The organism is Methylobacterium sp. J-090 (genome assembly GCF_022829345.1).
Lineage (GTDB): Bacteria > Pseudomonadota > Alphaproteobacteria > Rhizobiales > Beijerinckiaceae > Methylobacterium.
The window spans coordinates 81,026-105,512 of sequence record NZ_JAKSXV010000028.1 but is presented as its reverse complement, the minus strand read 5'-3'; the positions used below and the strand labels follow the sequence as shown (position 1 = coordinate 105,512).

The 24,487-nt window shown below is 70.2% G+C and carries 22 protein-coding genes; 16 read left to right on the top strand and 6 right to left on the bottom strand.

The window, feature by feature from the left end; all coding sequences use genetic code 11:
* Window positions 1-59 precede the first annotated feature (59 nt).
* The gene (locus tag MKK49_RS04075; protein ID WP_244026779.1) at window positions 60-1,424 is read left to right on the top strand and encodes an MFS transporter; all 1,365 of its coding nucleotides are present in this window, start codon (window positions 60-62) and stop codon (window positions 1,422-1,424) included.
* Between the two features lie 9 nt (window positions 1,425-1,433).
* Here the strand turns inward: MKK49_RS04075 and MKK49_RS04070 are convergent, their stop codons facing one another.
* Together MKK49_RS04070 and cbiB are read right to left on the bottom strand one after the other, a co-directional pair.
* Window positions 1,434-2,501: a DUF3616 domain-containing protein gene (locus MKK49_RS04070; RefSeq protein ID WP_244026778.1), complete on the bottom strand. Its 1,068-nt coding sequence runs from the start codon at window positions 2,499-2,501 to the stop codon at window positions 1,434-1,436.
* A 35-nt stretch (window positions 2,502-2,536) separates the two neighbouring features.
* Window positions 2,537-3,538: an adenosylcobinamide-phosphate synthase CbiB gene (cbiB, locus tag MKK49_RS04065; RefSeq protein ID WP_244026777.1), complete on the bottom strand. Its 1,002-nt coding sequence runs from the start codon at window positions 3,536-3,538 to the stop codon at window positions 2,537-2,539.
* Between cbiB and cobD the strand changes: the two genes are divergently transcribed.
* Window positions 3,515-4,534 (top strand): threonine-phosphate decarboxylase CobD, encoded by a 1,020-nt coding sequence (gene cobD, locus MKK49_RS04060; RefSeq protein ID WP_409565015.1) that lies wholly within the window; start codon window positions 3,515-3,517, stop codon window positions 4,532-4,534. The two genes, cbiB and cobD, sit on opposite strands and share 24 nt — an antisense overlap.
* On the opposite strand, the gene MKK49_RS04055 is transcribed toward cobD, so the two are convergent.
* Window positions 4,527-5,717: an MFS transporter gene (locus tag MKK49_RS04055; protein ID WP_244026775.1), complete on the bottom strand. Its 1,191-nt coding sequence runs from the start codon at window positions 5,715-5,717 to the stop codon at window positions 4,527-4,529. The two genes, cobD and MKK49_RS04055, sit on opposite strands and share 8 nt — an antisense overlap.
* Window positions 5,718-6,056: 339 nt before the next feature.
* Between MKK49_RS04055 and MKK49_RS04050 the strand changes: the two genes are divergently transcribed.
* From MKK49_RS04050 to MKK49_RS04040, 3 genes are all read left to right on the top strand, one after another.
* Window positions 6,057-6,257 carry a hypothetical protein gene (locus MKK49_RS04050; protein WP_244026774.1) on the top strand — a complete coding sequence of 67 codons (201 nt, stop codon included), beginning with the start codon at window positions 6,057-6,059 and terminating at the stop codon, window positions 6,255-6,257.
* 183 nt (window positions 6,258-6,440) lie between these two features.
* On the top strand, window positions 6,441-7,847 hold the full coding sequence (locus tag MKK49_RS04045; protein ID WP_244026773.1) for a malonyl-CoA decarboxylase: 1,407 nt from the start codon (window positions 6,441-6,443) through the stop codon (window positions 7,845-7,847).
* Between the two features lie 135 nt (window positions 7,848-7,982).
* On the top strand, window positions 7,983-9,512 hold the full coding sequence (locus MKK49_RS04040) for a malonate--CoA ligase (RefSeq protein WP_244026772.1): 1,530 nt from the start codon (window positions 7,983-7,985) through the stop codon (window positions 9,510-9,512).
* A gap of 122 nt (window positions 9,513-9,634) precedes the next feature.
* Here the strand turns inward: MKK49_RS04040 and MKK49_RS04035 are convergent, their stop codons facing one another.
* Entirely contained in the window at window positions 9,635-9,841 is a 207-nt protein-coding gene (locus MKK49_RS04035) for a hypothetical protein (protein WP_244026771.1), read from the bottom strand.
* A 219-nt stretch (window positions 9,842-10,060) separates the two neighbouring features.
* On the opposite strand from MKK49_RS04035, the gene MKK49_RS04030 reads away from it, so the two are divergent.
* From MKK49_RS04030 to metH, 8 genes are all read left to right on the top strand, one after another.
* Window positions 10,061-11,203 (top strand): YihY/virulence factor BrkB family protein, encoded by a 1,143-nt coding sequence (locus tag MKK49_RS04030; RefSeq protein WP_244026770.1) that lies wholly within the window; start codon window positions 10,061-10,063, stop codon window positions 11,201-11,203.
* A 104-nt stretch (window positions 11,204-11,307) separates the two neighbouring features.
* Window positions 11,308-11,721, top strand: coding sequence for a peptide-methionine (R)-S-oxide reductase MsrB (gene msrB / locus MKK49_RS04025; RefSeq protein WP_244026769.1), 414 nt, complete (start codon window positions 11,308-11,310; stop codon window positions 11,719-11,721).
* A 319-nt stretch (window positions 11,722-12,040) separates the two neighbouring features.
* The gene (locus MKK49_RS04020) at window positions 12,041-12,907 is read left to right on the top strand and encodes a hypothetical protein (protein WP_244026768.1); all 867 of its coding nucleotides are present in this window, start codon (window positions 12,041-12,043) and stop codon (window positions 12,905-12,907) included.
* Between the two features lie 162 nt (window positions 12,908-13,069).
* Window positions 13,070-14,470, top strand: a complete 1,401-nt coding sequence (locus MKK49_RS04015; RefSeq protein ID WP_244026767.1) for a dicarboxylate/amino acid:cation symporter — start codon at window positions 13,070-13,072, stop codon at window positions 14,468-14,470.
* A gap of 9 nt (window positions 14,471-14,479) precedes the next feature.
* Window positions 14,480-15,385 (top strand): ROK family protein, encoded by a 906-nt coding sequence (locus MKK49_RS04010; protein WP_244026766.1) that lies wholly within the window; start codon window positions 14,480-14,482, stop codon window positions 15,383-15,385.
* A 66-nt stretch (window positions 15,386-15,451) separates the two neighbouring features.
* Window positions 15,452-16,459, top strand: coding sequence for an ArsR/SmtB family transcription factor (locus MKK49_RS04005; RefSeq protein WP_244026765.1), 1,008 nt, complete (start codon window positions 15,452-15,454; stop codon window positions 16,457-16,459).
* Between the two features lie 88 nt (window positions 16,460-16,547).
* The gene (metF, locus tag MKK49_RS04000; RefSeq protein WP_244026764.1) at window positions 16,548-17,498 is read left to right on the top strand and encodes a methylenetetrahydrofolate reductase [NAD(P)H]; all 951 of its coding nucleotides are present in this window, start codon (window positions 16,548-16,550) and stop codon (window positions 17,496-17,498) included.
* Window positions 17,499-17,672: 174 nt separating this feature from the next.
* Window positions 17,673-21,425: a methionine synthase gene (gene metH / locus MKK49_RS03995; protein ID WP_244026763.1), complete on the top strand. Its 3,753-nt coding sequence runs from the start codon at window positions 17,673-17,675 to the stop codon at window positions 21,423-21,425.
* An 81-nt stretch (window positions 21,426-21,506) separates the two neighbouring features.
* On the opposite strand, the gene MKK49_RS03990 is transcribed toward metH, so the two are convergent.
* The gene (locus MKK49_RS03990) at window positions 21,507-22,289 is read right to left on the bottom strand and encodes a VOC family protein (protein ID WP_244026762.1); all 783 of its coding nucleotides are present in this window, start codon (window positions 22,287-22,289) and stop codon (window positions 21,507-21,509) included.
* A gap of 84 nt (window positions 22,290-22,373) precedes the next feature.
* Between MKK49_RS03990 and MKK49_RS03985 the strand changes: the two genes are divergently transcribed.
* Together MKK49_RS03985 and MKK49_RS03980 are read left to right on the top strand one after the other, a co-directional pair.
* Entirely contained in the window at window positions 22,374-22,829 is a 456-nt protein-coding gene (locus MKK49_RS03985; protein WP_244026761.1) for a MarR family winged helix-turn-helix transcriptional regulator, read from the top strand.
* A 158-nt stretch (window positions 22,830-22,987) separates the two neighbouring features.
* Window positions 22,988-23,434 carry a hypothetical protein gene (locus MKK49_RS03980; protein ID WP_409565018.1) on the top strand — a complete coding sequence of 149 codons (447 nt, stop codon included), beginning with the start codon at window positions 22,988-22,990 and terminating at the stop codon, window positions 23,432-23,434.
* A 123-nt stretch (window positions 23,435-23,557) separates the two neighbouring features.
* Here MKK49_RS03980 and MKK49_RS03975 read toward each other — a convergent pair whose 3' ends face one another.
* On the bottom strand, window positions 23,558-23,773 hold the full coding sequence (locus tag MKK49_RS03975) for a hypothetical protein (protein ID WP_244026759.1): 216 nt from the start codon (window positions 23,771-23,773) through the stop codon (window positions 23,558-23,560).
* A 168-nt stretch (window positions 23,774-23,941) separates the two neighbouring features.
* Here MKK49_RS03975 and fae point away from each other — a divergent pair, with 168 nt between their 5' ends.
* Window positions 23,942-24,481: a formaldehyde-activating enzyme gene (gene fae / locus MKK49_RS03970; RefSeq protein ID WP_244026758.1), complete on the top strand. Its 540-nt coding sequence runs from the start codon at window positions 23,942-23,944 to the stop codon at window positions 24,479-24,481.
* Window positions 24,482-24,487: the final 6 nt, after the last annotated feature.

The following is a 24,487-nucleotide window of genomic DNA, read 5'->3' as shown; positions in this document are numbered from 1 at the left end:
TGACCGTCGTAGGCTCGGGATCGAAGCCCGGTCAGAACGGGCACGCGAGGATACGCCCGATGACGCCGCCGCCCCCGCAGGTCGATGCGCGCCTGGCGCACGACACGGTCCGCACGGTCACGCTCCGGCTGATGCCGCTGCTCGGGCTGATGTACCTCATCGCCTATATCGACCGGCAGAACATCTCCTACGCCAAGCTCCAGATGGTCGGCGATCTCGGCCTGAGCGAGAGCGCCTACGGCCTCGGGGCGTCGCTGTTCTTCCTCGGCTACTTCCTGTTCGAGGTGCCCTCCAACGTGATCATGGAGCGGGTGGGGGCCCGGCGCTGGTTCGCCCGGATCATGCTCACCTGGGGGCTGATCACGATTCTGCTGGGCTTCACCCAGAACACGGCGATGTTCTACGCCCTGCGCTTCCTCCTCGGGGTGGCCGAGGCCGGCTTCTTTCCGGGCGTGCTGTTCGCCCTGACCCTGTGGTTCCCGCAATCCCACCGCGCCCGGATGATCGGCTGGTTCATGATCGCGAGCGCGGTCGCCAACGCCGTGGGCGCGGCCATCGGCGGCGCGCTCCTCGACCTCGACGGGCTCCTTGGCCTCAAGGGCTGGCAATGGGTGTTCGTCGCCACCGGCTTGCCCGCCCTGGCCCTCGCCGTCGTGGTCCTGCGCATCCTGCCGGACGGGCCGGAGCAGGCGCCCTGGCTCTCCCGCGAGGGCCGCGACTGGCTCGCCCGCACCCTCGCCTTCGAGCGCGAGGCCGGGGGGCAGGTGGAGCACGGCAACCCGTTCGCCGCTCTTCTCGACCGGCGGGTCTGGATGCTGGCGTCGGTCTACATCGCGTTTCCGCTCGCCGCCTACGGCCTGAGCTACTGGCTGCCGACGGTGGTGCGCAGCTTTCAGGTCTCGAACACCCTCAACGGCGTCATCAACATCATCCCGTGGGTGGTCACCGCCTTCGCCCTATGGTGGGTGCCCCGCCGCGCGGCCCGCTCCGGCGATCAGGTCTGGCACGTGGTGGTGCCGGGGCTCGTGGCGGCGGCGGCCCTCGTGCTCAGCGTCGTGCTGCCGGGGGCGGCGCTGAAATTCGCCTGCCTGTGCGTCGCGGCCGCCGGGATGTTCTCGGCCCAGCCGGTGTTCTGGTCCCTGCCGGCGACCTTCCTCAAGGGGGCGAGCGCGGCCGCCGGGATCGCAGCCATCAACTCGGTGGGCAACCTCGGCGGCTTCATCGCGCAGAATACCGTGCCGCTCATCCGCGACCGCACCGGCAGCGACCTCGCACCGATGTACTTCCTGGCCGCCTGCCTGGCGCTCGGGGCGAGCCTGATGTTCGTGGTGCTCTCGGCACTGCGCCGCGACGCCGCGCGGCGGAGCGTGCCATCGGGCCCTCGCCCGGAATCGGTGCCCGGCCCGTCCGTGGCGGCGCGCTGAGGCCGCCGCCTACGGAATCGCCACCGCGTATTCGCGCGGGCCCCCGTTGAGCACGCTGTCGAATACCACGAGCACCCGGCCGGGGCCGAGGCGCACGAGGCCCTCGGGTTTGCCCCTGACCTCGTCGCCATCAAGCGGCGCGAGGGTGCCGAGCGACGTCACCTTGCCCGAGGGCAGCTCGGCGAGGAACAGGCCGTAGGGCACGGACAACCCGTTGCGGGTCGGGCCCGAGAGCACGAGGAGGCGCCCGTCGGGCAGGGCCGTGAGATCGCGGATGCCGGCCTCAGGCCCGAGGTCGAGGGGAATCGTCACGGGCTTGACGCCAAGCGGCCCGTCGCCGGGGGCGAACAGGGGGGCGACGGGCACGGAGACGAGGAAGGCCCTGCCGTCGATGACGGGCGCGCGCAGGCCCGCGTAGAGGGTGTCGCCGATCACCGCGAGGCCCTCGACGTTGAGGCCGGCAAGCGGCTTGCCGCCCTCGCGCGGCTCGAGATCCTTCAGGAAATAGGGACCGACCGTGTCGGCGGTCCGGAGGGCATCGCCGAGGCGGTAGGTGGTCTCCACGCGCGCGCCCATGCCGGTGGCATTGGGGCGTAGGCGGGCGAGGATCGCGGTGGAGAGCTTGAACTCGCGCCCCCGCCGGCTGCAGCCATGGGAGCCGGTCACGTAGAAGTCGGGCGCGGCATAGGCCACGGCCTCGCCGTCCATTTCCTTGTAGGCGCCCTGGCCGAGGGTGCAGTCGCCCGTGGCCGGGGGCGCGCCGAGGGCGGCAATGGGCGGCTTGCGGCCGGCGATGTCGACGACGGCGCCCGGATTCAGCGTCGTCCCGTCGAGGGTGACGAACTGCGCGCCCGTGGCTTCGTCGTCCACCACGAGGCAGGTGCGCGGCCCGGCCCCGGCCGGCGCGCAGGCGATCCCGGAGATGTCCTCGGCCGGCTTGGTCTTCTTCTTCGTGATCTCGCCCGCCAGCCCCTCGCCGACGGTATAGGGTTTGTCCACGGGATGCAGAACCTGCGCCCGGGCCGGCGAGAAAAGCGCCAGTCCCGATGCGGCGGCGAGGAGGGAACGGCGGATCATGGCGGGGCTCCGGGGGACGGGCGGCATTGTCGCGCTCATAGCAGCGCAACCGTGAGGAGGGCGAGGATCAGGGCGGCAAGGCCGAACAGCAGGAGGCAGGCGGTGCGGTAGAGGGCGAGCGCCCGTTCCACGTCGGCCGGTCCCGCCTCAGGCCGGCCATCGCCCATCCAGGCATCCTCGACCCGGGTCGCGCCGTAGACGCGCGGGCCAGCGAGCCGCAGGCCGAGGGCTCCCGCCATGGCGGCCTCGGGCCAGCCGGCATTGGGCGAGCGGTGCCGTTCGGCATCGCGCAGGAGGGCCCGCCATGCCGCGCCCGGTGAAGCGCCGCGGTGGAACAGGGCCGCCGCGACGATGAGGCCGCCGGCCAGCCGCGAGGCCGGGAGGTTCACGAGGTCGTCGAGGCGGGCGGCGGCCCAGCCATAGGCTTCGTGGCGCGGGGTGCGGTGGCCGATCATGCTGTCGGCGGTATTGATCGCCTTGTAGAGGGCGCCGCCCGGCAGGCCGCCGACGCCGATCCAGAATGCCGGCGCCACGATCCCGTCGGAGAAGTTTTCGGCCAGGCTCTCGATGGCCGCCCGGCAGATGCCGGCCTCGTCCAGGGAGTCTGGATCGCGCCCGACGATCATCGACACGGCGACGCGCCCGCCCGCTAATCCGTCGTTCCGCAGGTCGGACGCCACCCGGGCGACGTGGTCGTGCAGGCTGCGCTGGGCCGGCAGGCTGGCGCACAGGAGGCCGAGGATGGCGAGACTACCCCATGGGCCGAGTAGGGACGCGCACGCCGTCAGCCCGAGGGCGACGGCCGCCACCACGGTGAGAAGCGTCAGGGTTGCAAGCACGCCCATGGCCCGGCGGCGGGCCGGGCCGCTCCGGTTCAGGCCCCCGTCGAGCCGGCCGATGAGGGCGCCGATCCAGGTGACAGGGTGGCCGAGGGCCCTGTAGATCCGGTCCGGATAGCCGGCTGCCGCCTCGACGGTCAGCGCGAGCAGCAGGATCACGAGCGTGTCGGGCGGATGGGTGAGGGCGATCCAGGGCATGTGGTTTCGGTGAGCGGGCCTGCCCCCATCGCGCATGGCGGCGATCTCGACGCGGCGCGCGCCCTGTTCCCGGATGCGGCCGCCCCTTGGGTCGATCTCTCGACGGGGATCAATCCGGTGCCCTACCCGTGTCCGCTCCTGGAGGCCAGCGCGTTCCGGCGTCTGCCGTCGGCCTCCGATCTCACTGCCCTGAACGCGGCGGCGGCGCGGGCCTACGGCGTCGCCGATCCGGCCGGCATCGTGGCGGCGCCCGGCACGCAGCTCCTCATCGAGACCCTGCCGCGCCTGTGGCCCCTCGCCCGCGTCGCCGTGGTCGGGCCGACCTATGCCGAGCACGCGGCCGCCTGGGGCCGGGCCGGGCACAGCGTCGCCGCCGTAACGGACCTCGACGCGGACGTAGACGTGGTGGTGGTGGTCAACCCCAACAACCCGGACGGGCGGAGCTGGCCCGCCGCCACGCTCCTCGCCTGCGCCGAACGGCTGGCCGCCCGCGGCGGCCTTCTGGTGGTGGACGAGGCCTTTGCCGATCTGGAGGCCGTCGAGACCCTCGGTCCCCATCTGCGGCCGGGCCTCGTGGTCCTGCGCTCCTTCGGCAAGACCTACGGGCTCGCCGGACTCCGCCTCGGCTTTGCCCTGACCGAACCCGCTCTCGCGGTTCGGATCGCCGAGGCGCTCGGCCCCTGGGCGGTGTCGGGGCCGGCGCTGTCCATCGGCCGCGCGGCCCTCGCCGATACCGAATGGCGCCGGACCGCCGCCATTGAGCGCGGTGCCGATGCGGGGCGCCTCGACCGGATGATCGCCCGGGCCGGCGGCCGGGTGGTCGGCGGCACCTGCCTGTTCCGCACGGCCGACTTTTCGGACGGGCCGGGCCTGTTCGCGCGCCTGGGCGAAGCCGGGATCTACGTCCGGCGCTTCGTCGCAGCACCGCAGCGCCTGCGCTTCGGCCTGCCGGCGGACAAGACCGAATGGTGCCGGCTCTCGCGGGTCCTCAAATAGCCTTCGGCGTCCCGCGTTCGAGCATCGCCACGAGAAGGCCGGTGCCCGAGAGGACGAGGCCGACGGCGCAGACGCCGGGCCAGCCGGCCATGAGGAAGGCTTGGCTGCCGGCGAACGCCCCCAGCGCCCCGAAGACGAACATCACCGTGAACAGCACCGTGTTGACCCGCCCGCGCGCGCCCGGGACCAGGGCGTAGACCCGGGTCTGGTTGGCGATGAGCGCGCCGTTGAGGCCGATGTCGATGAGGAGCACGCCGAGACCCACGGCTAGAAGGGAGACGGCGCCGCCGGCCCAGAGGACCACGAAGGCCGCGACCACGAACAGGGCGCCGGCCACCACCACGGGCCGCGCGCCGCGCCGGTCGGTGTAGCGGCCCGAGACCGGGGCGATAAGGGCGCCGACCACGCCGATGACGCCGAACAGGCCGGCGCCCGCCGCCGTCAGGTCGAAGGGCGGCGCCTCCACCAGGAGGGCGAGCGTCGTCCAGAAGGCGTTGAAGCTCGCGAACAGCAGTCCCTGGCACAGGCTTGAGCGGCGAAGCGCCGGCTGGGTCCGCACGAGGTGGAGGATCGACACCATCAGGGCGCGGTAGCGCAGGGGCCGGGTCTGGGCCGTGCGCGGCAGGGTCGCGGCGGCGACGCCGGCGATGATCAGCGCCACGGCGCTGGCGGCGAAGAACACCGCGCGCCAGCCGTACTGCGCGCCGACGAACCCGCTCGCCGTCCGGGCGAGCAGGATGCCGCTGAGGAGCCCGGTCATCACCTGTCCGACCATGCGGCCCCGCGTGGCGTCGGGGGCGAGCTCGGCGGCGAAGGGCACCGCCTGCTGGGCGGCCGAGGCGAGGAAGCCGATGGCGAGGCTCGCGGCTGCCAGCAGGCCGAGGCTCGGGCTGAGCGCCGCCGCCAGGAGGGCGACCGCGAGGCCGAGCATCTGCGCCAGGATGAGGCCGCGCCGGGGCAGGCTGTCGCCGAGGGGGACGAGGCAGAGGATGCCGAGGCCGTAGCCGACGAGGGAGGCCGTCGGCACGAGCACGGCCGCGCGGTCGCCGAACTCCGCCACCAGCAGGGCCAGCAGGGGCTGGTTGTAGTAGATGTTGGCCACCGCGCCGCCGGCGATGAGGGTGAGGCCGAGGCGCGCCTTGAGGGTGAAGCCGTGATCCGCCGCCGGTGCCGCCCCGCTCATGCCGCGCGCCGTGCCGCCGGGCGGAAGTCGAGCATCGCTGTCATGGCCGGGTGCTTTCCGATCTCAGGAGGGGACGGGGGAGTAGAGCCTGGCGCGCCGCGCCCGCAAGGCCCGCGGGCCGAGCCGGCCGGACGCGTCGCCGCAGGCGCATTCCGCCATGGGACGTCCAATCCCATCTTTTTGCGAGGGGCGGCGTGCACGATCCGGCGAGCGAGGGTTTCACAACTCGAGACAAGCCCTTGGAAAACGCCGGGATTTGCGGTCTGATCACAACCGGAGGTCGGCGTCTCGCGTCCCTTGCCCCGGGATGCCCGGCCGGTCCTGACGACGGAGCCTGGAATGTCGAACTATCGCATCGATTTCGCCAAGCAGATCCTCGGCGTGCCGTTCACCGTCGGCTCGGTGGACATCGTCCGGGCCCGGGATCCCATGCGGGCCCTGCGCGCGGCCGAGTTGCGCTTCGCGCGCCAGCACGGGGTCGAGGATTGGCGCGAGCGGGCGGACCGGGCCGAGGTCGTCGTCTGTGGCGGCGCGCACTGAGCTTCGCATCCTCCCCCGGTGACGTCCTCTCCCCGGAGCCTTGTCCGAGAGTCTTGCCCAGCTCTCTGGCTTAGGTCTCTGGTCCTTCGCGGCCGGCCGTCATAGATTGTCCGCCGAGCCGTGCGCGGCTACGCGGGACGGGCCCGCCCGGTTCGGGTGTCGGTACGGGGACAGGCGGCTTCCATGGCGGCGATCTCTTTCTTCGGCGATCTGCTGCAGACCATCAGCGACCGGGGCCGCGACCTCATCGGGTTCGGACGTGGGGATCTGGCCGCCCGCGCCAACGCGGGGGAGCTGGTCAAGCTCTGCGAGGATCTCATCTCCCGGCGCGGCGAGGCTTCCGGCGTCGCCCTCGCCCGCCTCATCCTCGACCGCTACGCCAGCCTCGCCCGGCCCGAGCGGGCGAGCTTCCTGCGCATGGTCGCCACCGAGTTCGCCGCCGACCACGCCGCCGTGGACGAGGCCATCGCGGCCTATCGCGCCGACCCGACCCGGGCGGCTTTGGGGGTCCTGCACGAGGCGGCCGAGCCGCGCAGCCAGGAACTGATCCGGCGCCTCAACCTCGCCCGGGACGGGACCCTCGCGCTGGTGCGCATGCGCGAGGACCTGTTCGGCCTGCGCCGTGCCTTGCGCGAGGAGGAGGCCGACCCCGACCTCGTCGATGCCGCCGACAGCCTCGACAGGGATTTCGAGCACCTGTTCGCCTCGTGGTTCAACCGCGGCTTCCTCGTGCTGCGCCACATCGACTGGACCACGCCGGCCCATATCCTGGAAAAGATCATCCGCTACGAGGCGGTGCACGCCATCGCCGACTGGGACGACCTGCGCCGCCGCATCGAACCGAGGGACCGGCGCTGCTTCGCCTTCTTCCACCCGGCCCTCGTCGACGAGCCGCTGATCTTCGTCGAGGTGGCGCTCACCGCCGCCATCGCGCCGGCCATCGCGCCGATCCTCGCCCACGAGCGCGAACTCCTGGCGCCGCGCACGGCCACCACGGCGATCTTCTACTCCATCTCGAACTGCCAGAAGGGCTTGGCCGGCGTGACCTTCGGCAACTTCCTCATCAAGCAGGTGGTGGAGGATCTGGCCCGCGAGATCCCGAGCCTCAAGACCTTCGTCACCCTCTCGCCGGTGCCGGGCTTCGCGACCTGGCTCGACCGCGAGCGCCGCGCCGACGCCCCCCAGGGGCTCACCCGCGAGGATATCGAGGCGCTCCGCGTCATCGACGAGCCGGACTGGCACGCCGACAAGGCCAAGGCCGAGGCCGTGCGCAAGGCCATGATCCCGGCGGCCGCTGCCTATTTCCTCCGCGCGAAGAACGAGCGCGGCAAGCCACTGGATCCCGTCGCCCGGTTCCACCTCGGCAACGGCGCCCGCCTGGAGCGCCTGAACTTCCTCGGGGACGTTTCGCCGAAAGGTCTGGCCCAGTCGCGCGGGCTGATGGTCAACTACCTCTACGATCTCTCGGCCATCGAGAAGAACCACGAGACCTTCGCCAACCTCGGCACCGTCGCGGCCTCCGGCGCGGTGAGCCGCGAGTTGCGCAACAACCTGCCGCCCGCCCGCGCGGTGGCCCTGGCCGACGCATGATCGTCTGCCCCATGGGTCATGCCCCATGGGGGTCGGCGGACGACCGCCGCCCACGCCGTCGCGTGGACCGGATTCGATGAGCCGGGCTCATCGAATCCGGTAGGACAACCCGCCCGAAAGTCATCTGAAGCCCGCATGTCCAATCACCTGTTCGACCTCGTCCGCGCCAACCTGGCCGCCGATCCGACCACGAAAATCTTCGTCGAGACGGGGGAGGGCGCGCGGTTCACCTATGCCGACCTCATGGCACGGTCGGGCGCCTACGCGGCGGCCCTGGTCGGATTGGGGGTGAGGCCCGGCGACCGGGTGGCGGTGCAGGCCGAGAAGAGCCCCGAGTTCCTGTTCCTGTACCTCGGCACCGTCCGGGCCGGGGCGGTGTTCCTGCCGCTGAACACCGCCTACACCGCCCACGAGGTCGCCTACTTCCTCGGCGATTCCGAGCCGGCCGTGTTCGTCTGCGATCCGGGCAAGCGCGAGGCCCTTGAGCCGGTGGCCCAGGGGGCCGGCGTGGCGGCTTTCCACACCCTCGATGCGTCCGGGCGCGGCAGCCTCGTCGAGGCGGCGGATGCGGCGGCGGGCGACTTTTCCGACGTGGCGCGCGGCCCCGACGATCTTGCCGCCATCCTCTACACGTCCGGCACCACCGGGCGCTCCAAGGGCGCCATGCTGACCCACGAGAACCTCGCCTCGAACGCCCGGACGCTGGCCGTGTCCTGGCGCTTCACGGCCGACGACGTGCTCATCCACGCGCTGCCGGTGTTCCACACCCACGGCCTGTTCGTGGCGACCAACACCGTGCTGGCCACGGGCGGTACGATGCTGTTCCTGGCGAAGTTCGACGCGCGCCAGGTGCTCGGCCTGATGCCGCGCGCCACCGCCATGATGGGCGTACCGACCTTCTACACCCGCCTTCTCAGAGAGCCGGGCCTCGACGCGGCAATCGCGAAGACCATCCGTCTGTTCGTCTCCGGCTCGGCGCCGCTCCTCGCCGAGACCCATCGCGACTGGCAGGCCCGCACGGGCCACGCCATCCTCGAACGCTACGGCATGACCGAGACCAACATGAACACCTCGAACCCCTACGCGGGCGCGCGGGTGGCCGGCACGGTCGGGCCGGCGCTCCCGGGTGTCGCCGTCCGGGTGGTGGACCCCGAGACGGGTGCGCATCTCGGCACCGACGCCGTCGGCATGATCGAGGTCAAGGGCCCCAACGTGTTCCGGGGCTACTGGCGCATGCCGGAGAAGACGGCGGCCGAGTTCAAGGCCGACGGGTTCTTCATCACCGGCGACCTCGGCAAGATCGACGCCGACGGCTACGTCCACATCGTCGGGCGCGGCAAGGACCTCATCATCACCGGGGGCTACAACGTCTATCCGAAGGAGGTCGAGAACGAGATCGATGCGCTTCCGGGCGTGGTCGAATCGGCGGTGATCGGGGTGCCGCACGCCGATTTCGGCGAGGGGGTCACCGCCGTGGTGGTCGCCCGCGAGGGCGCTCCCGACGAGGCCGCGATTCTGCGCACCCTCGAGGCGCGGCTCGCCCGCTACAAGTGCCCCAAGCGCGTACTCTTCGTCGAGGACCTGCCGCGCAACGCCATGGGCAAGGTCCAGAAGAACGTCCTGCGGGAGACCCATGCGGGGTTGTACCAGGTCGGCAAGGCCTGAGGCGCCCGCGACGTTCCACACGAACGCCGTCGGATCGCCTCGCGATGCGGATCGGGGCCTCCCTCGGGCGCCGCGCGGATTGATCGGTACATTCTGCCGCTTCGATCGGATGAAGACCGGTATCAATCGTGGTTCAGCATCTCCCGCACGTCCGCCTCCGTCGAGGGCGTCAGCGGACGGGCCTCGCCGCAGCGCGGGCCGGTCTCCCAGCGGATGCTGGCGTGCCGGTCGATGGAGACGGCGAGGAGGAGCAGGCTGAGGGCCAGCCAGGCAGTGGGCTTCGGCCAGACATCGTGCCGCTGGCCGGACTCGACGGAACTCCACGGCATGACGTGTTCCTTCCCGTTCGGAGGCTTCGTCTGCGATTGAGCCTCGATCCCCGACGTCCCTGTTGCAATTCGTATGTCCTGTACCGGCCATTCGCACGGCGCGAAGGGTCGGGCGAAGGATTGCCTGGATACCGCGGGAATCGCGCCGCGGGCGGAACGGCCAAGCTCGGCTCACGTTGAGCATCCGGCCCACCGGCTCTTCTCGAATTCGGTCCGTCGATGCCGTCCCCACCCCGTCCCGCCCAAGAGACCTCCGGCTCGGTCCTGTGGAGCCTCGCCCTCGGCGCCGCGCTGATCACCCTGGCCGCCTCGTCGCGCCGGAAGCACGCCCCCGATCCGTCGCCGCCGTCGCCGGACCGTGCGTCCGAAGGGGGCGCCCGCTCGTATTCCGGCCGTGCGGCCGAACGCGTCGCCGCCACCCAGGCCGAGCGTGGCCGCGCCGCCCGCACGCCCCTGGAGATCACCGCCAGCGGCTGGAAGGACATCCTGTTTCGCGTCTATCTGGAGTTCAACAAGGACCGGGTGCTGTCGGTCGCCGCCGGGGTCACGTTCTACACCCTCCTGTCCCTGTTCCCGGCCATCGCCGCCCTGGTCTCCTGCTACGGCCTCGTCGCCGATGTCGGGTCCATCAACGACCATCTCGCGAGCCTGCAGGGCGTGCTGCCGTCGGGCGCCATCGAGATCATCGGCGATCAGGTCAAGCGCATCGCCGCCAAGGGTGGGGGATCCCTGGGGCTGACCTTCTTCACCAGCCTTGTCATCTCCCTGTGGAGCGCCAACGCCGCCATGAAGGCGATGTTCGATGCCCTCAACGTGGTCTACGAGGAGGAGGAGAAGCGGTCGTTCGTGATGCTGAACCTGCGCTCCCTCACCTTCACCATCGGCGCCCTGCTGTTCACGATCTTCGCCCTGTCGAGCATCGTCGTGCTGCCCCTCGTGTTCACCTTCGTGGGCCTCAGCGACACCGCCTGGCTGCTGGCCCAGCTGCGCTGGCCGGCCATGCTCGCGGTGGTGCTCGGCGGTCTGTCGCTGCTCTACCGTTACGGCCCGAGCCGCGAGCGGCCGCGCTGGCGCTGGGTCGGCGTCGGCGGCGCCGTGGCGGGGGTGCTGTGGCTCGTCGCCTCGATCCTGTTCTCCTGGTACGTGTCGAGCTTCGGCAACTACAACGAGACCTACGGGTCGCTCGGCGCCGCCATCGGCTTCATGACCTGGATCTGGATCTCCACCACCATCGTGCTGCTCGGCGGCGAGATCAATGCCGAGATGGAGCATCAGACGGCGCACGACACCACCACCGGGGCCCCGTTGCCCATGGGCGCGCGCCGGGCCCGGATGGCCGACACCCTCGGGGCGGTGGCGTAGCGCCGGGTCATTCGGCCATCGGATGAACCGGTGCGGTCGTTCGGCCTCCACGGGGCGGGGTCGGGACCCTATCTAGGGGAGGAACGCCGACCGTTTCCCGCGCGATGGAGCAGATCATGACCGCACCGACCGCCGACACCCGCACCGACGCCGAATGGCGCGAGATCCTTTCCCCCGAGCAGTACCGCGTCCTGCGCCAGCACGGCACCGAGCGCGCCGGCACGAGCTGTCTCAACGCCGAGAAGCGTCCGGGCGTGTTCCACTGCGCCGGCTGCGACGCGCCGCTGTTCGAGAACGGCACCAAGTTCGAGTCCGGTACCGGCTGGCCGAGCTTCTTCGCGCCGTTCCCCGACGCCGTGGAGACCCAGGTCGACCGCAGCCACTGGATGACCCGCACGGAGGCGCACTGCGCCCGCTGCAAGGGCCATCTCGGCCACGTCTTCGACGACGGCCCGGCCCCGACCGGCCTGCGCTACTGCATGAACGGCATCTCGCTCCGGTTCGAACCGGAGGCGTGATCCCCGATGGAATCCGCCGGATGCGCCGACGCCGACCGGAGGTCGGGTCGAGCGCCGATCGGCACGAGACCTCCGGGCGCCGAGGATCGAGGCGGCATCGAAGTGTGGGGACGGAACGGTGGATCACGGGGGCGATCCGGCGTGCCGTCTTGATTTCTGCGGTGTTTTGCTTAGTCCCGAACTGATAATTCTATCACGAATACCGCGGCATCCGGTGACGGGGGCTGCGCACATCGCATCGTTCGAAAGATCGAGGCGCCCTTGAACGTCAGTCCGGCGGAGCCTCGACCGTGGGACGAACAGACCCCGGAGAGTCCGCATGAGCATCGTTCGCCGGTTCCTCGTCGCCCCCTCCCTCGTCCGCCTCATCCGCAAGGAGCGTGGCGGCGCGCGGATCACCGAAGGCTACTTCGCGCCCCAGGCCGGACGCGTCTCCTATGTCCGGGTCGACGGTCAGCAATGCCACCTCGTCCTCGTCAGCACGGGCCAGGACGGCGCCTCGAGCGAGGAGCGCACGGACGTGCCGCGCGCCCATGGCGACGCCCTGCTCGACGTTTGCAGCGGCAAGGCCCAGTACGACCGCACCGCCATCGCCCTGGGCGGCGGACGCGAGGCCCGCATCGACCGCTACGTCGCCCCGGGCAACCTCGACCTCGTCAGCGTGGCCTTCGACGAGATCGGCGACGCCAACGGCTTCACGGTGCCGGTCTGGTTCGGCCCCGAGGTCTCGGGGGACGCGGCCTACGAGCGCCACGCCGTCGCCCTTCAGGGCGCGCCTCAGCCGGGCGAGATCGCCCTGAGCAATTCCGCCCTGGAGGCGGTGCTCGACCTCGTCGAGCCGCGCTTCGGCTTCGGCCGCTACGGCGCCGCGGCGGGTGCCGCCGCCAAGCCGGCGGACGAGGACGGCATGATGAAGGCCCTGCGCCGGGTCGCCGGGGGCGGAACCGCCGCCCAGCCCGCCCCGCAGGCCGTGGCCCCCGCCCCGGTGGCCGCACCCGAGCCCGCGGCCCCGGAGACCGGCCAGAACGATGCCCGGATCGACGAGGTGATCGAGAGCCTGTCGCAGGCGCTCGGCAACCCGCAGCCCCTGCCGCCCGAGGGCGAGGCCGCCCAGCCGGCACGGGCCGAGGAGGCCGGGGCCGAATTCGAGCGCTGGACCGTCCGCCCGCGCCGCAACCAGACCTGATCGGCCCAGAGGCGACCGCGCCCCGCTCCGGGACGCGGTCGCACGTGCGAGAATGTCACTTTCATCCCCGCCTGCGCGATTGAGTGGTGCGCGCAACTTCGCTAGCCTCGCACGCAAGAAACACGAAAGCGTGCGCGGAACCGGTGCACGGGCGAGGGAACCATGGCCCAGGCAACGACTCACGGCACGGCGGCCGAGGCCCCTCGGGTGGCCGAACCCTGGTACAAGGTTCTCTACATCCAGGTGCTGATCGCCATCGCGCTCGGCATCCTCCTCGGCTACCTGCATCCGGAATGGGGCAAGTCGGTCAAGTGGCTCGGTGACGCCTTCATCGCCCTGATCAAGATGATGATCGCGCCGATCATCTTCTGCACCATCGTGCACGGCATCGCCTCCATCGGCGACCTGAAGAAGGTCGGCCGCGTCGGCCTGAAGGCCCTGGTCTACTTCGAGGTGGTCTCCACCATCGCGCTCCTCATCGGCGTCCTCGTCGGCGAGGTGGTCAAGCCCGGCGCCGGCTTCAACGCCGACGTGACGAAGCTCGACGGCAAGTCGGTGGAGAAGTACGCCAAGATGGCCGCCGACGATTCGGTGACCGGCCACATCATGGCGCTGATCCCGAAGAGCTTCTTCGACGCCTTCGCCACCGGCGATCTGCTCCAGGTCCTGCTGATCTCGATCCTGACCGGCGTCGTCGTCACCGGCATGGGCAAGCGCGGCGAGGTCATCACCCACGCCATCGACACGATGGGGCAGATCTTCTTCCGCATCATCGGCCTCGTGGTGAAGCTGGCGCCCATCGGCGCCTTCGGCGCCATGGCCTTCACCATCGGCCAGTACGGCATCGGCAAGGTGGTCGACCTCGCCTGGCTGGTGGGCACCTTCTACGTCACGGCGTTCCTGTTCGTCGTCGTCGTGCTCGGCGGCATCGCCCGCGTCGCCGGCTTCTCGATCTTCCGCTTCCTCGCCTACATCAAGGACGAGCTCCTCATCGTGCTCGGCACCTCGTCCTCCGAGACGGTGCTGCCGCACATGATGACGAAGATGCGCCGGCTCGGCGCCTCGGATTCCGTGGTCGGCCTCGTGATCCCGACGGGCTACTCGTTCAACCTCGACGGCACCAACATCTACATGACCCTGGCGAGCCTGTTCCTCGCCCAGGCCGTGGGGGCGGACCTGTCGTTCGGCCAGTACGCCACCATCATCCTCGTCGCCATGCTGACCTCGAAAGGCGCCTCCGGCGTCACCGGCGCCGGCTTCATCACCCTGGCGGCGACGCTCTCGGCCATCCCCAACAACCCGGTGCCGGTGGCCGCCATGACGCTGATCCTCGGCGTCGACAAGTTCATGTCGGAATGCCGGGCCATCACCAACCTCATCGGCAACGGTGTCGCCACCGTCGTGGTCAGCCGCTGGGAGGGCGAACTCGACCGGGAGAAGCTGCGCCAAGTGATGGAACACCCCGTCTCCATCGGCACGGACATCTCGGATCACGCGCCCAATATGGACCCGATCACCACGCCGTCGGCGGCCTCGGCGCCCGTCCCCGCGCCCGCCCGCTGACCGAAACCCTTGCGGCTCGGAATCGATCTCGGCGGCACCAAGATCGCCGGGATCGTCCTCGATGAAACCGGGGCGACGCGGGCGGATGCCCGTGTCGCCACGCCGCGCGAGGATTACGCCGGCACCCTCGCGGCCATCGCCGCCCTCGTCGCCAACCTCGAAGCCCGCGCCGGACCCGCCCGCAGCGTCGGCGTGGGCATGCCGGGCGCCATCGCGCCGGCCACGGGCCTCGTCAAGAACGCCAATTCGACCTGGCTCAACGGCCGACCCTTCGCCGACGACCTCGCCCACGCCCTCGGCCGACCCGTGCGGATCGAGAACGACGCCAACTGTCTCGCCGTGTCCGAGGCCGTCGACGGGGCGGGGGCCGGCGCCTCCGTGGTCTGGGCGATCATCCTCGGCACGGGCGTCGGCTCCGGCATCGCCCTCGACGGCCGTGCCCTGTCGGGCCGGGACCGCATCGCCGGCGAGTGGGGACACAATCCGCTGCCGGCGGCCCGGGACGACGAGCGTCCGGGTCCGGACTGCTATTGCGGCCGAACCGGCTGCATCGAAACCTGGCTGTCGGGGCCGGGGCTGGCCGCCGACCACGCTCGCCATACCGGAAACGCCCTCACCGCCGAGGCCGTCGTGGCGGCGATGCGCATGGGCGACGCGATCTCAGAGAAAACCTTCGTGCGCTACCGCGATCGCCTCGGCCGGGCGCTCGCCCACGTGGTCAACATCCTCGATCCCGACACTATCGTCATCGGCGGCGGCCTCTCGCGCCTGCCCGAACTGTTCGAGGGCCTCGCGGACCTCACAGCCCCCCATGTATTCTCCGACCGCTTCGACACTCCCATCCGTCCGAGCCTGCACGGCGACGCCTCCGGCGTCAGGGGCGCGGCGTGGCTCTGGAACGGGCGTGCGGACTGAGTCTGAATTCGCGTCCCGCAACGAGCCCTCTTGTCAGGGGCTCGAATTGCACATAAACATATCTTTATGTCTATTGCGGCCTCCCCAGCAGAGCTATCGGTGCCGTTCGCGCACGCCCTCGGCGTGCTGCGCGCCGCGGCCGAGGAGACGCGCCTACGCATCCTCGCCCTGCTGGCGGAAGGCGAGCTTTCGGTCTCCGACCTGACCGACATCCTCGGCCAGTCGCAGCCGCGCATCTCGCGCCACCTCAAGCTCCTGGTGGAGGCCGGCCTCGTCGAGCGCCACCGCGAGGGGGCGTGGGCGTTCTTCCGCCTCGTCGACGGCCGGGCCGGCCTCGTCGATCCGCTCATCGTCGGTCTCGATGCGCGGAGTCCGCCGCTCTCGGAGGACCGGGCGCGGCGCGAGGCCGTGCGCGCCCAGCGCGCCGAGGCCGCTCAGACCTTCTTCGCCCGGCTCGCCCCGAAATGGGACCACCTGCGCTCCCTCCACGTGCCGGAGGCCACCGTCGAGGCGGCCGTCCTCGACGCGCTCGGCAACCGGCCGATCCGCAACCTCATTGACCTCGGCACGGGCACCGGCCGGATGCTCGGGCTGCTCGCCGGCCGCGCCACCCGCGCCACGGGCCTCGATTCCAGCCACGCCATGCTGTCCGTCGCCCGGGCCAATCTGGAGCGGGCCGGCCTGTCGCGGGTGGACCTGCGCCAGGGCGACATCCACGCGCCACCCTTCGGCCGGGGCACCTTCGATCTCGTGCTGGTGCATCAGGTGCTGCACTACCTCGACGATCCGGCGCGGGCGCTGCGCGAGGCCGCCCGCCTGGTGGCGCCGGGTGGGCGCCTCCTCGTGGTCGACTTCGCACCGCACAGCCTCGAGTTCCTGCGCGAGACCCAGGCCCATCGCCGCCTCGGCTTCGCGCCCGAGCAGGTCACGGGCTGGCTCAACGATGCGGGGCTCGCCACCGTCACCACCCGCGACCTCGCCCCCCCGGCGGCGGAGGCCGATCACCAGCTCACCGTCACCCTCTGGCTCGGGACGGATGCCGCCGATGCCGGACTGGAACTGGCCGTCGCCTGACCGCCGCTTTCTCCCATCATCGACGTGGCCCGTCGACATGGCCCGTCATAGACATCGTCTGAACCGACCGACATTGAGGACGTCCCCGATGCCCACCGCTTCCCAACACCGCGCCAGCCGCGACGGCTACCGCCCCATCCGCGTCTCCATCGAGTTCTTCCCGCCGAAGACCGACGAGATGGAGCAGATCCTGTGGAAGTCCATCGAGCGTCTCGCGCCACTCCAGCCGAAGTTCGTTTCGGTGACCTACGGCGCCGGCGGCTCGACGCGTGAGCGCACGCACAACACCGTCGCGCGCATGGTCCGCGAGACCGGCCTCAAGCCCGCCGCCCACCTCACCTGCGTCGACGCCACCCGCGACGAGATCGACGCCGTCGTGCAGTCCTACTGGGATGCCGGCGTGCGCCACATCGTGGCCCTGCGCGGCGATCCGGCCGACGGCGTCGGCAATGCCTACCGTCCTCACCCCGGCGGCTACGCCCAGACCTCGGATCTGGTCGCTGGCATCAAGCGCATCGGCGACTTCAAGGTCTCGGTCTCGGCCTACCCCGAGAAGCACCCGGAGGCCGCCTCCCTCGATGCCGACATCGACGCCCTGAAGGCCAAGGTCGATGCCGGGGCCGATCAGGCGATCACACAGTTCTTCTTCGAGAACGACATCTACCTGCGCTACGTCGACAAGGTCCGCGCCGCCGGCATCGACATCCCGATCATCCCCGGCATCCTGCCCGTCCAGAACTTCAAGCAATCGGCCAACTTCGCCCGCCGCACCGGCGCCTCGGTGCCGTACTGGCTCGCCGCCCGCTTCGAAGGCCTCGAGAACGACCCCGACACCCGCCGCCTCGTGGCGGCGGCGGTGGCGGCCGAACAGGTCCTCGATCTCGTCGATCAGGGGATCAACGACTTCCACTTCTACTCGATGAACCGCTCCGACCTCGTCTACGCCATCTGCCATCTGCTCGGCCTGCGCGCGCAGGCCCCGAAGGTGGAAGCGGCCAAGGTGGAAGCGGCCAAGGTGGAAGCAGCCAAGGCGGCCTGAGGCCGAGCGTCCGACTTTCTCGGACCTCATCTTGAGTTGCCCGCGTCAGCGGGCCTCGAAGGAGGGGGCGAGACACCACTGCGCGAACGGGACGCCGCCTTCGCGGCCTCCGCTTCGCTCCGGCACCTCAGGATGAGGTGATTTGATGGGACCCCGCGTCTCCAAGGATACGACATGACCGACCTGCGCCCCGTCGACGGAAAAGAGATCGAAGCCGCACTCCGCGCGCGTGCCCAGGAAAAAATCCTCGTCCTCGACGGGGCGATGGGCACCGTGATCCAGCGCCTCGGCTACGGCGAGGCCGACTTTCGCGGGGCGCGGTTCATGGACCATTCCCACGATCAGAAGGGCAACAACGACCTCCTGATCCTGACGCAGCCCGACGCAATCCGGCAGATCCACCTCGACTACTTCCTGGCCGGCGCCGACCTGTGCGAGACCAACACGTTCTCGGGGACGACCATCGCCCAGGCCGATTACGGCATGGAATCGATCATCCACGAATTGAACGTGCAGGGCGCGCGCCTCGCCCGCGAGGCCGCCCAGCTCGCCGAGGTGCAGGATGGCCGCCGCCGCTTCGTCGCCGGCGCCATCGGCCCGACGAACCGGACCCTGTCGATCTCGCCCGACGTCAACAATCCGGGCTACCGGGCGGTGACCTTCGACGAGGTGAAACAGGCCTATGTCGAGCAGGTGCGCGGCCTGATGGATGGCGGCGCCGAACTCATCCTCATCGAGACGATCTTCGACACGCTCAACGCCAAGGCGGCGGTGGCGGCGGCCTGGGCCGTGTTCGACGAGCGCGGCGTCACCCTGCCGATCATGATCTCGGGCACCATCACCGACCTGTCGGGCCGCACCCTGTCGGGCCAGACCCCGGAGGCGTTCTGGAACGCGCTGCGCCATTCCGCCCCGCTCACCATCGGCCTCAACTGCGCCCTCGGCGCCAAGGAGATGCGCGGCCACATCTCGGAGCTGTCGCGCATCGCCGACACCCTGGTCTGCGCCTACCCGAACGCGGGTCTCCCCAACGAATTCGGCCTCTACGACGAGAGCCCGGAGGCCATGGGCAAGCTGGTGGGCGAGTTCGCCACCTCCGGCCTCGTCAACATGGTGGGCGGCTGCTGCGGCACCACGCCGGATCACATCCGCGCCATTGCGGAGGCCGTCGCGGGCGTGAAGCCCCGCGCGATTCCCGAGGTGCCCCGCCTGATGCGCCTGTCGGGCCTGGAGCCCTTCACGCTGACGAAGGAGATCCCCTTCGTGAACGTGGGCGAGCGCACCAACGTCACCGGCTCGGCGAAATTCCGCAAGCTCGTCACCGCCGGCGACTACGCGGCGGCGCTGGACGTCGCCCGCGACCAGGTGGCGGCCGGTGCGAGCATCATCGACATCAACATGGACGAGGGCCTGCTCGATTCCGAGAAGGCCATGGTGGAGTTCCTCAACCTCGTGGCCGCCGAACCCGACATCGCCCGGGTGCCGGTGATGATCGATTCCTCGAAATTCCACGTCATCGAGGCCGGCCTGAAATGCGTCCAGGGCAAGGCGATCGTGAACTCGATCTCCATGAAGGAGGGCGTCGAGAAGTTCATCGCCGATGCGAAGGTCTGCCGCTCCTACGGCGCGGCGGTGGTGGTCATGGCCTTCGACGAGCAGGGCCAGGCCGACACCCTGGAGCGCAAGGTGGAGATCTGCACCAAGGCGTACCGGGTCCTGACCGAGGAGATCGGCTTCCCGCCCGAAGACATCATCTTCGACCCGAACGTCTTTGCCGTCGCCACCGGCATCGAGGAGCATAACGGCTACGGCGTCGCCTTCATCGAGGCGACGCGGATCATCCGCGAGACCCTGCCCCACGCCCACATCTCGGGCGGCATCTCGAACCTCTCCTTCGCCTTCCGCGGCAACGAGCCCGTGCGCGAGGCGATGCACGCGGTGTTCCTCTACCACGCCATCCAGGTCGGCATGGACATGGGCATCGTCAACGCCGGCCAGCTCGCCATCTACGACGAGCTGCCGGCCGAACTCCGCGAGCTGTGCGAGGACGTCGTCCTCAACCGGCGCGAGGATTCCACCGACCGGCTGCTGGAGGTGGCCGCGCGCTTCAAGTCCGGCGGCGGCGTTCAGGCCAAGGCCGCCGACCTGTCCTGGCGCGAGGCCTCCGTCGAGAAGCGCATCGAGCACGCGCTGGTCAACGGCATCACCGAGTACATCCTCGTCGATACGGAGGAGGCGCGGCTCCAGTCCGTCCGCCCCCTCCACGTCATCGAAGGCCCGCTCATGGCCGGCATGAACGTGGTCGGGGACCTGTTCGGCTCGGGCAAGATGTTCCTGCCGCAGGTGGTGAAGTCCGCCCGCGTGATGAAGCAGGCGGTCGCCCACCTCGAGCCGTTCATGGAGGCGGAGAAGCTCGCCAATGGCGGCGACGGCAAGCGTCAGGCCGCGGGCAAGATCCTGATGGCGACGGTGAAGGGCGACGTCCACGACATCGGCAAGAACATCGTCGGCGTCGTACTCGCCTGCAACAACTACGAGATCATCGATCTCGGCGTGATGGTCTCGGCCGCCAAGATCCTCGACGTCGCCAAGCGCGAGAACGTCGACATCGTCGGCCTGTCCGGCCTCATCACGCCGTCGCTCGACGAGATGGTGCACGTCGCCGCCGAGATGGAGCGCGAGGGCTTTTCGGTGCCGCTCCTCATCGGTGGCGCCACGACGAGCCGCGTCCATACGGCGGTGAAGATCCACCCGTCCTACAACCGGGGCCAGACGGTCTACGTCACCGATGCGAGCCGGGCCGTCGGCGTGGTGTCGAGCCTGCTCTCGAAGGAGACGCGGGACTCGACCATCGAGACCATCCGGGCCGAGTACAAGAAGGTCTCCGACGCCCACGCCCGCTCGGAGCTCGACAAGCAGCGCCTGCCGCTGGCCAAGGCCCGCGCCAACCCGTTCAAGATCGACTGGTCGGGCTACGCGCCGACAAAGCCGACCTTCACGGGCGCGCGCGTCTTCGCGTCCTACGAGGTCGCCGACCTCGTGCCCTACATCGACTGGACGCCGTTCCTGCAGACCTACGAGTTCAAGGGCCGCTACCCGGCGATCTTCGAGGACCCGAACCAGGGACCGGCGGCCAAAGCCCTGTTCGGAGACGCGCAGGAGATGCTGGCCCAGATCGTCGCCGAGCGCTGGTTCAACCCGAAGGCGATCATCGGTTTCTGGCCGGCGAATGCCATCGGCGACGACATCAGGCTCTACACCGGCGAGAGCCGTTCGGAAAAGCTCGCGACCTTCCACGGCCTGCGCCAGCAATTGTCGAAGCGCGACGGGCGCGCCAACACCTGCCTGTCCGACTTCGTGGCACCGGAAGGCTCTGGCGTCGCCGATTACGTCGGCGGCTTCGTGGTCACGGCCGGCTTGGAGGAAGTCCGCATCGCCGAGCGCTTCGAGCGGGCCAACGACGATTACCGCTCGATCCTGGTGAAGGCGCTCGCCGACCGCATCGCCGAGGCGCTCGCCGAGCGCATGCACGAGCGCGTGCGCAAGGAGTTCTGGGGGTACGCCGCCGATGAGACCACCGCCCCCGAGGACCTGGTCCGCGAAGAGTACGCCGGCATCCGCCCGGCCCCCGGCTATCCGTCCCAGCCCGACCACACCGAGAAGGTGACGCTGTTCGACCTGCTGAAGGCCGAGCCGCGCATCGGCGTGAAGCTCACCGAATCCTACGCCATGTGGCCGGGCTCGTCGGTGTCGGGCCTCTACATCGCCCACCCGGAATCGCACTATTTCGGCGTCGCCAAGGTCGAGCGCGATCAGGTCGAGGATTACGCCGCCCGCAAGGGCATGGACCTGCGCGAGGTGGAGCGCTGGCTCGGTCCGATCCTCAACTACGACCCGGCGCGCTACCTCGCGGCGGCGGCCGAGTAGTTTTTCGGATATCGCGGGGCGGCGGTCTTGGCGCAGGGCGGCGGTCTTGGCGCCTTTGCCCCGCCCGCGGGGTGCGGTCGCCTACCGCTCGGCCGCCGTCAGGGCGAACAGTGCGCCCTGCGGATCGAGCCCGTGCAGGATCCAGGCACCGCCCGGCACCTGATGCGGCCCGTTGAGCACCTGTCCGCCGGCCTCCGTGATGCGCGCGGCTCCCGCGTCGATCCCCGGAACCGTGAAGTAGTACAGCCAGGCCGGCGGTCCTTGCACCTGCGGCGGCTTGGTCATCAGGCCGCCGACCGCCGGCCCGTCGCCCGTGGCGAAGAGCTGGTAGACGCCCATCGGTCCGAGATCGATGGCCTCCTTCGGCGTCCAGCCGAACAGGCCGGCGTAGAAGGCGAAGGCCGTCTCGCGGTCGCCCGCGTGCAGCTCGCGCCAGCCGACATGGCCGGGTGCCGTGGAGCCGGCCGGCGGCGGGGCGCAATCCTCGTCCGAGGACGGTCCGGCTGCGAACAGCAGGAAGGCGGCGCCGTGCGGGTCGGCGACCCCGGCGAAGCGGCCGATGCCGGGAATCTCCGTCGGCGGGCAGTGGATGGCGCCACCGGCCCGTTTCACCGCCGCGGCGGAGGCATCGACATCCACGACCGCGATGGAGCCGATCCATCCCGGCCGGCCACCGGCTCCCTCGGGCAAGGTCATCAGACCGGCCACCGGCGTCGGGCCGGTGCTGAACCGGGTGTAGGCCACGCCTTCGATGCCCGCCGGGCTCGCATCCCAGCCGACCACGTGGCGGTAGAACGCCTCCGCCGCCGCGACGTCGGTGGTCATGAGTTCGTACCAGATGAACTGTCCGTCCCGTGCGGGCATGCTGACGTCTCTCCCTGATCGGTCGCGGCCCTGACGCGCCGCGATTCGCCTTGACATTTACGTTGATATCAACGTAAATCGAGCATGTCAAAGCCTGAAGCCGCTCTCCTGGTGCCGTTCGCCGCGACCCTGACGGTGCGCGACACCTGCCTGTGTCTCCACGTTCAGCGCGCCGCCCGGGCCCTGGCGCGGCACTTCGACGAGGTGATGCGGACCATCGGCCTCACCCATGGGCAGTTCTCCCTGATGATGGCCCTCAATCGGCCCGAGCCGGCGGGGCTCGGCGCCGTGGCGGCCCTGCTTGCCATGGATCGCACCACCCTGACGGCGGCCTTGAAGCCCCTGGAGCGGCGCGGCCTCGTCGCGGTGTCCCCCGATCCGAAGGATCGGCGTGGCCGCCGCCTCACCCTCACCCCCACCGGCCTGGCGCTCCTCGCGAAGGCCCTGCCCCTGTGGGATGGGGCGCACGCGGCCGTCGAGGGCCGGATGCCCGAGGGCGAGCCGGAGCGCATCCGTGCGGGCCTGCGCGCCCTGGCCTGAGGCCGGCGCCACCGAAACGCGCGGGAGTGTGGCCCGGTGAGGCTTGACCGTGGCGGCGCCTGCGCTTCAATGCCAAGCGGACACATTGGTCCGAGAGACTTGAGCGTAGGGGCGTCTCGATCGTGTACCGGCCGACCAGCCCCATGCCCGTCTCCAGGATGCCTGTCTCCAAGATGCCGGTGATCCTGGCCGTCACCGCCCTCGGCCTCCTGGCCTCGGGCTGCACAGGCTTCGCCTACGTGTCGAAGACCTATGTCAGCCTGACCCCGCAGGTGGTGACCATCGGCTGCAAGGACCCCTACGAGGTCTACGACCAGCGCCGTATCCGCAAGATGCTCATCGTCTCCAATTCCCTGCGGGAGATCACCGGCTGCGGGATCGACGACCGCCTCGACGGCGGCGACCCGGCCCTCACCCGCGCCAAGCGGTTCCGCGAGGCGGCGCGCACCTACCTCGACGAGACCGTGCGGGAGGATTGCAAGATCACCGGCGAGACGGTGTTCACCGACCTCCAGACCGAGTTCACGTATTCCTGCGCCGGCCCCATCGAGCCGCGCGGCACCAAGGTTCCGCGCCTGCCGGGCCGCAACCGCGTCGGGCTCTAAGGGACGGGACTCGGACGTTTAGAGTGTTTTCTGTGATTCTTGGATCGCAGAAAACACTCTATCCCTTTGTTGTGTATCGCATTTTCTAGCGCCGAACCGGCAACCACTTCGGCGGAAAATGCTCTAGAACTCGGACGGTGTCGAGAATGTTCGCTCGATGGCGTCGCCCGCGGCGGCGAGGAGCGCGCGGGCGAGGGTACGGGCCTCGTCCCGGTCGAGGGTGAGGATCGCGGTGAAGGGCTGACCGGCCACATCGGGCAGGCCGATCTCGACCCGGACGCCGTGCTCCGCCGCCGCGACCGACAGGCTCCAGTCCCGGTCGTGTGACCCTGCGCTCATCGGCTCGTTATCCCTGCTGTTCGCGGTGACGTTCCGCCCGTGCTGCATGACCGATCCCGCTTGGGGAGGCCAGCGCGCACCGGCGATTGACGCCGCGCCGCCCGGTGGTGTTTGTGCGCCTCGACCCGCCCGGCCCGTCGCCGGGATATCATGTCAGGGAAGAGACCCATGTCCGAGATCTGGTTCCGCACCGGCGAGGCCACCGTGCTCGCCGCCGAGGGGCAGTACACCGACGCCATGCCGGAGGTGCTCATCGGCTCCACCCGTGGGCCCGCCGGCCAGGCGTTCGCCGGCATGATGGGCCAGGTCCAGGGCCACACCCGCATGTTCGTGGTGCGCGACCTCAACCAGCTGGTGCGCCCGGCCACGATGATGACCACCAAGGCCACCATCCACACGGCCGAGTACGTCGAGCTCCTCGGCGGCGTGGTCCAGGCCGCCACGGGCGACGCCATCATCGACTGCGTCATCGAGGGTATGCTCCCCAAGGACGGCCTCGACGACCTGTGCATGATCATCATGATCTGGCTCGATCCGCGCTGCGCCGAGGATGACAACCTCGACCGCAAGGACCTCTACCGCACCAACTACGAGGCGACGAAGCTCGCCATCGGCCGCGCCATGAAGGGCGAACCGTCCATCGACGAGCTCATCGCCAACCGCAAGACGGTGAAGCACTACGCCCTGGAAGACGTGATCGAGTATTGATCTTTA

Coding starts and splice junctions, on each gene's coding strand:
- MKK49_RS04075 (WP_244026779.1), top strand. CDS start 60: ATGACGCCGCCGCCCCCGCAGGTCGATGCGCGCCTGGCGCACGACACG.
- MKK49_RS04070 (WP_244026778.1), bottom strand. CDS start 2,501: ATGATCCGCCGTTCCCTCCTCGCCGCCGCATCGGGACTGGCGCTTTTC.
- cobD (WP_409565015.1), top strand. CDS start 3,515: ATGGGTGAGGGCGATCCAGGGCATGTGGTTTCGGTGAGCGGGCCTGCC.
- cbiB (WP_244026777.1), bottom strand. CDS start 3,538: ATGCCCTGGATCGCCCTCACCCATCCGCCCGACACGCTCGTGATCCTG.
- MKK49_RS04055 (WP_244026775.1), bottom strand. CDS start 5,717: ATGAGCGGGGCGGCACCGGCGGCGGATCACGGCTTCACCCTCAAGGCG.
- MKK49_RS04050 (WP_244026774.1), top strand. CDS start 6,057: ATGTCGAACTATCGCATCGATTTCGCCAAGCAGATCCTCGGCGTGCCG.
- MKK49_RS04045 (WP_244026773.1), top strand. CDS start 6,441: ATGGCGGCGATCTCTTTCTTCGGCGATCTGCTGCAGACCATCAGCGAC.
- MKK49_RS04040 (WP_244026772.1), top strand. CDS start 7,983: ATGTCCAATCACCTGTTCGACCTCGTCCGCGCCAACCTGGCCGCCGAT.
- MKK49_RS04035 (WP_244026771.1), bottom strand. CDS start 9,841: ATGCCGTGGAGTTCCGTCGAGTCCGGCCAGCGGCACGATGTCTGGCCG.
- MKK49_RS04030 (WP_244026770.1), top strand. CDS start 10,061: ATGCCGTCCCCACCCCGTCCCGCCCAAGAGACCTCCGGCTCGGTCCTG.
- msrB (WP_244026769.1), top strand. CDS start 11,308: ATGGAGCAGATCATGACCGCACCGACCGCCGACACCCGCACCGACGCC.
- MKK49_RS04020 (WP_244026768.1), top strand. CDS start 12,041: ATGAGCATCGTTCGCCGGTTCCTCGTCGCCCCCTCCCTCGTCCGCCTC.
- MKK49_RS04015 (WP_244026767.1), top strand. CDS start 13,070: ATGGCCCAGGCAACGACTCACGGCACGGCGGCCGAGGCCCCTCGGGTG.
- MKK49_RS04005 (WP_244026765.1), top strand. CDS start 15,452: ATGTCTATTGCGGCCTCCCCAGCAGAGCTATCGGTGCCGTTCGCGCAC.
- metF (WP_244026764.1), top strand. CDS start 16,548: ATGCCCACCGCTTCCCAACACCGCGCCAGCCGCGACGGCTACCGCCCC.
- metH (WP_244026763.1), top strand. CDS start 17,673: ATGACCGACCTGCGCCCCGTCGACGGAAAAGAGATCGAAGCCGCACTC.
- MKK49_RS03990 (WP_244026762.1), bottom strand. CDS start 22,289: ATGCCCGCACGGGACGGACAGTTCATCTGGTACGAACTCATGACCACC.
- MKK49_RS03985 (WP_244026761.1), top strand. CDS start 22,374: ATGTCAAAGCCTGAAGCCGCTCTCCTGGTGCCGTTCGCCGCGACCCTG.
- MKK49_RS03980 (WP_409565018.1), top strand. CDS start 22,988: ATGCCTGTCTCCAAGATGCCGGTGATCCTGGCCGTCACCGCCCTCGGC.
- MKK49_RS03975 (WP_244026759.1), bottom strand. CDS start 23,773: ATGAGCGCAGGGTCACACGACCGGGACTGGAGCCTGTCGGTCGCGGCG.
- fae (WP_244026758.1), top strand. CDS start 23,942: ATGTCCGAGATCTGGTTCCGCACCGGCGAGGCCACCGTGCTCGCCGCC.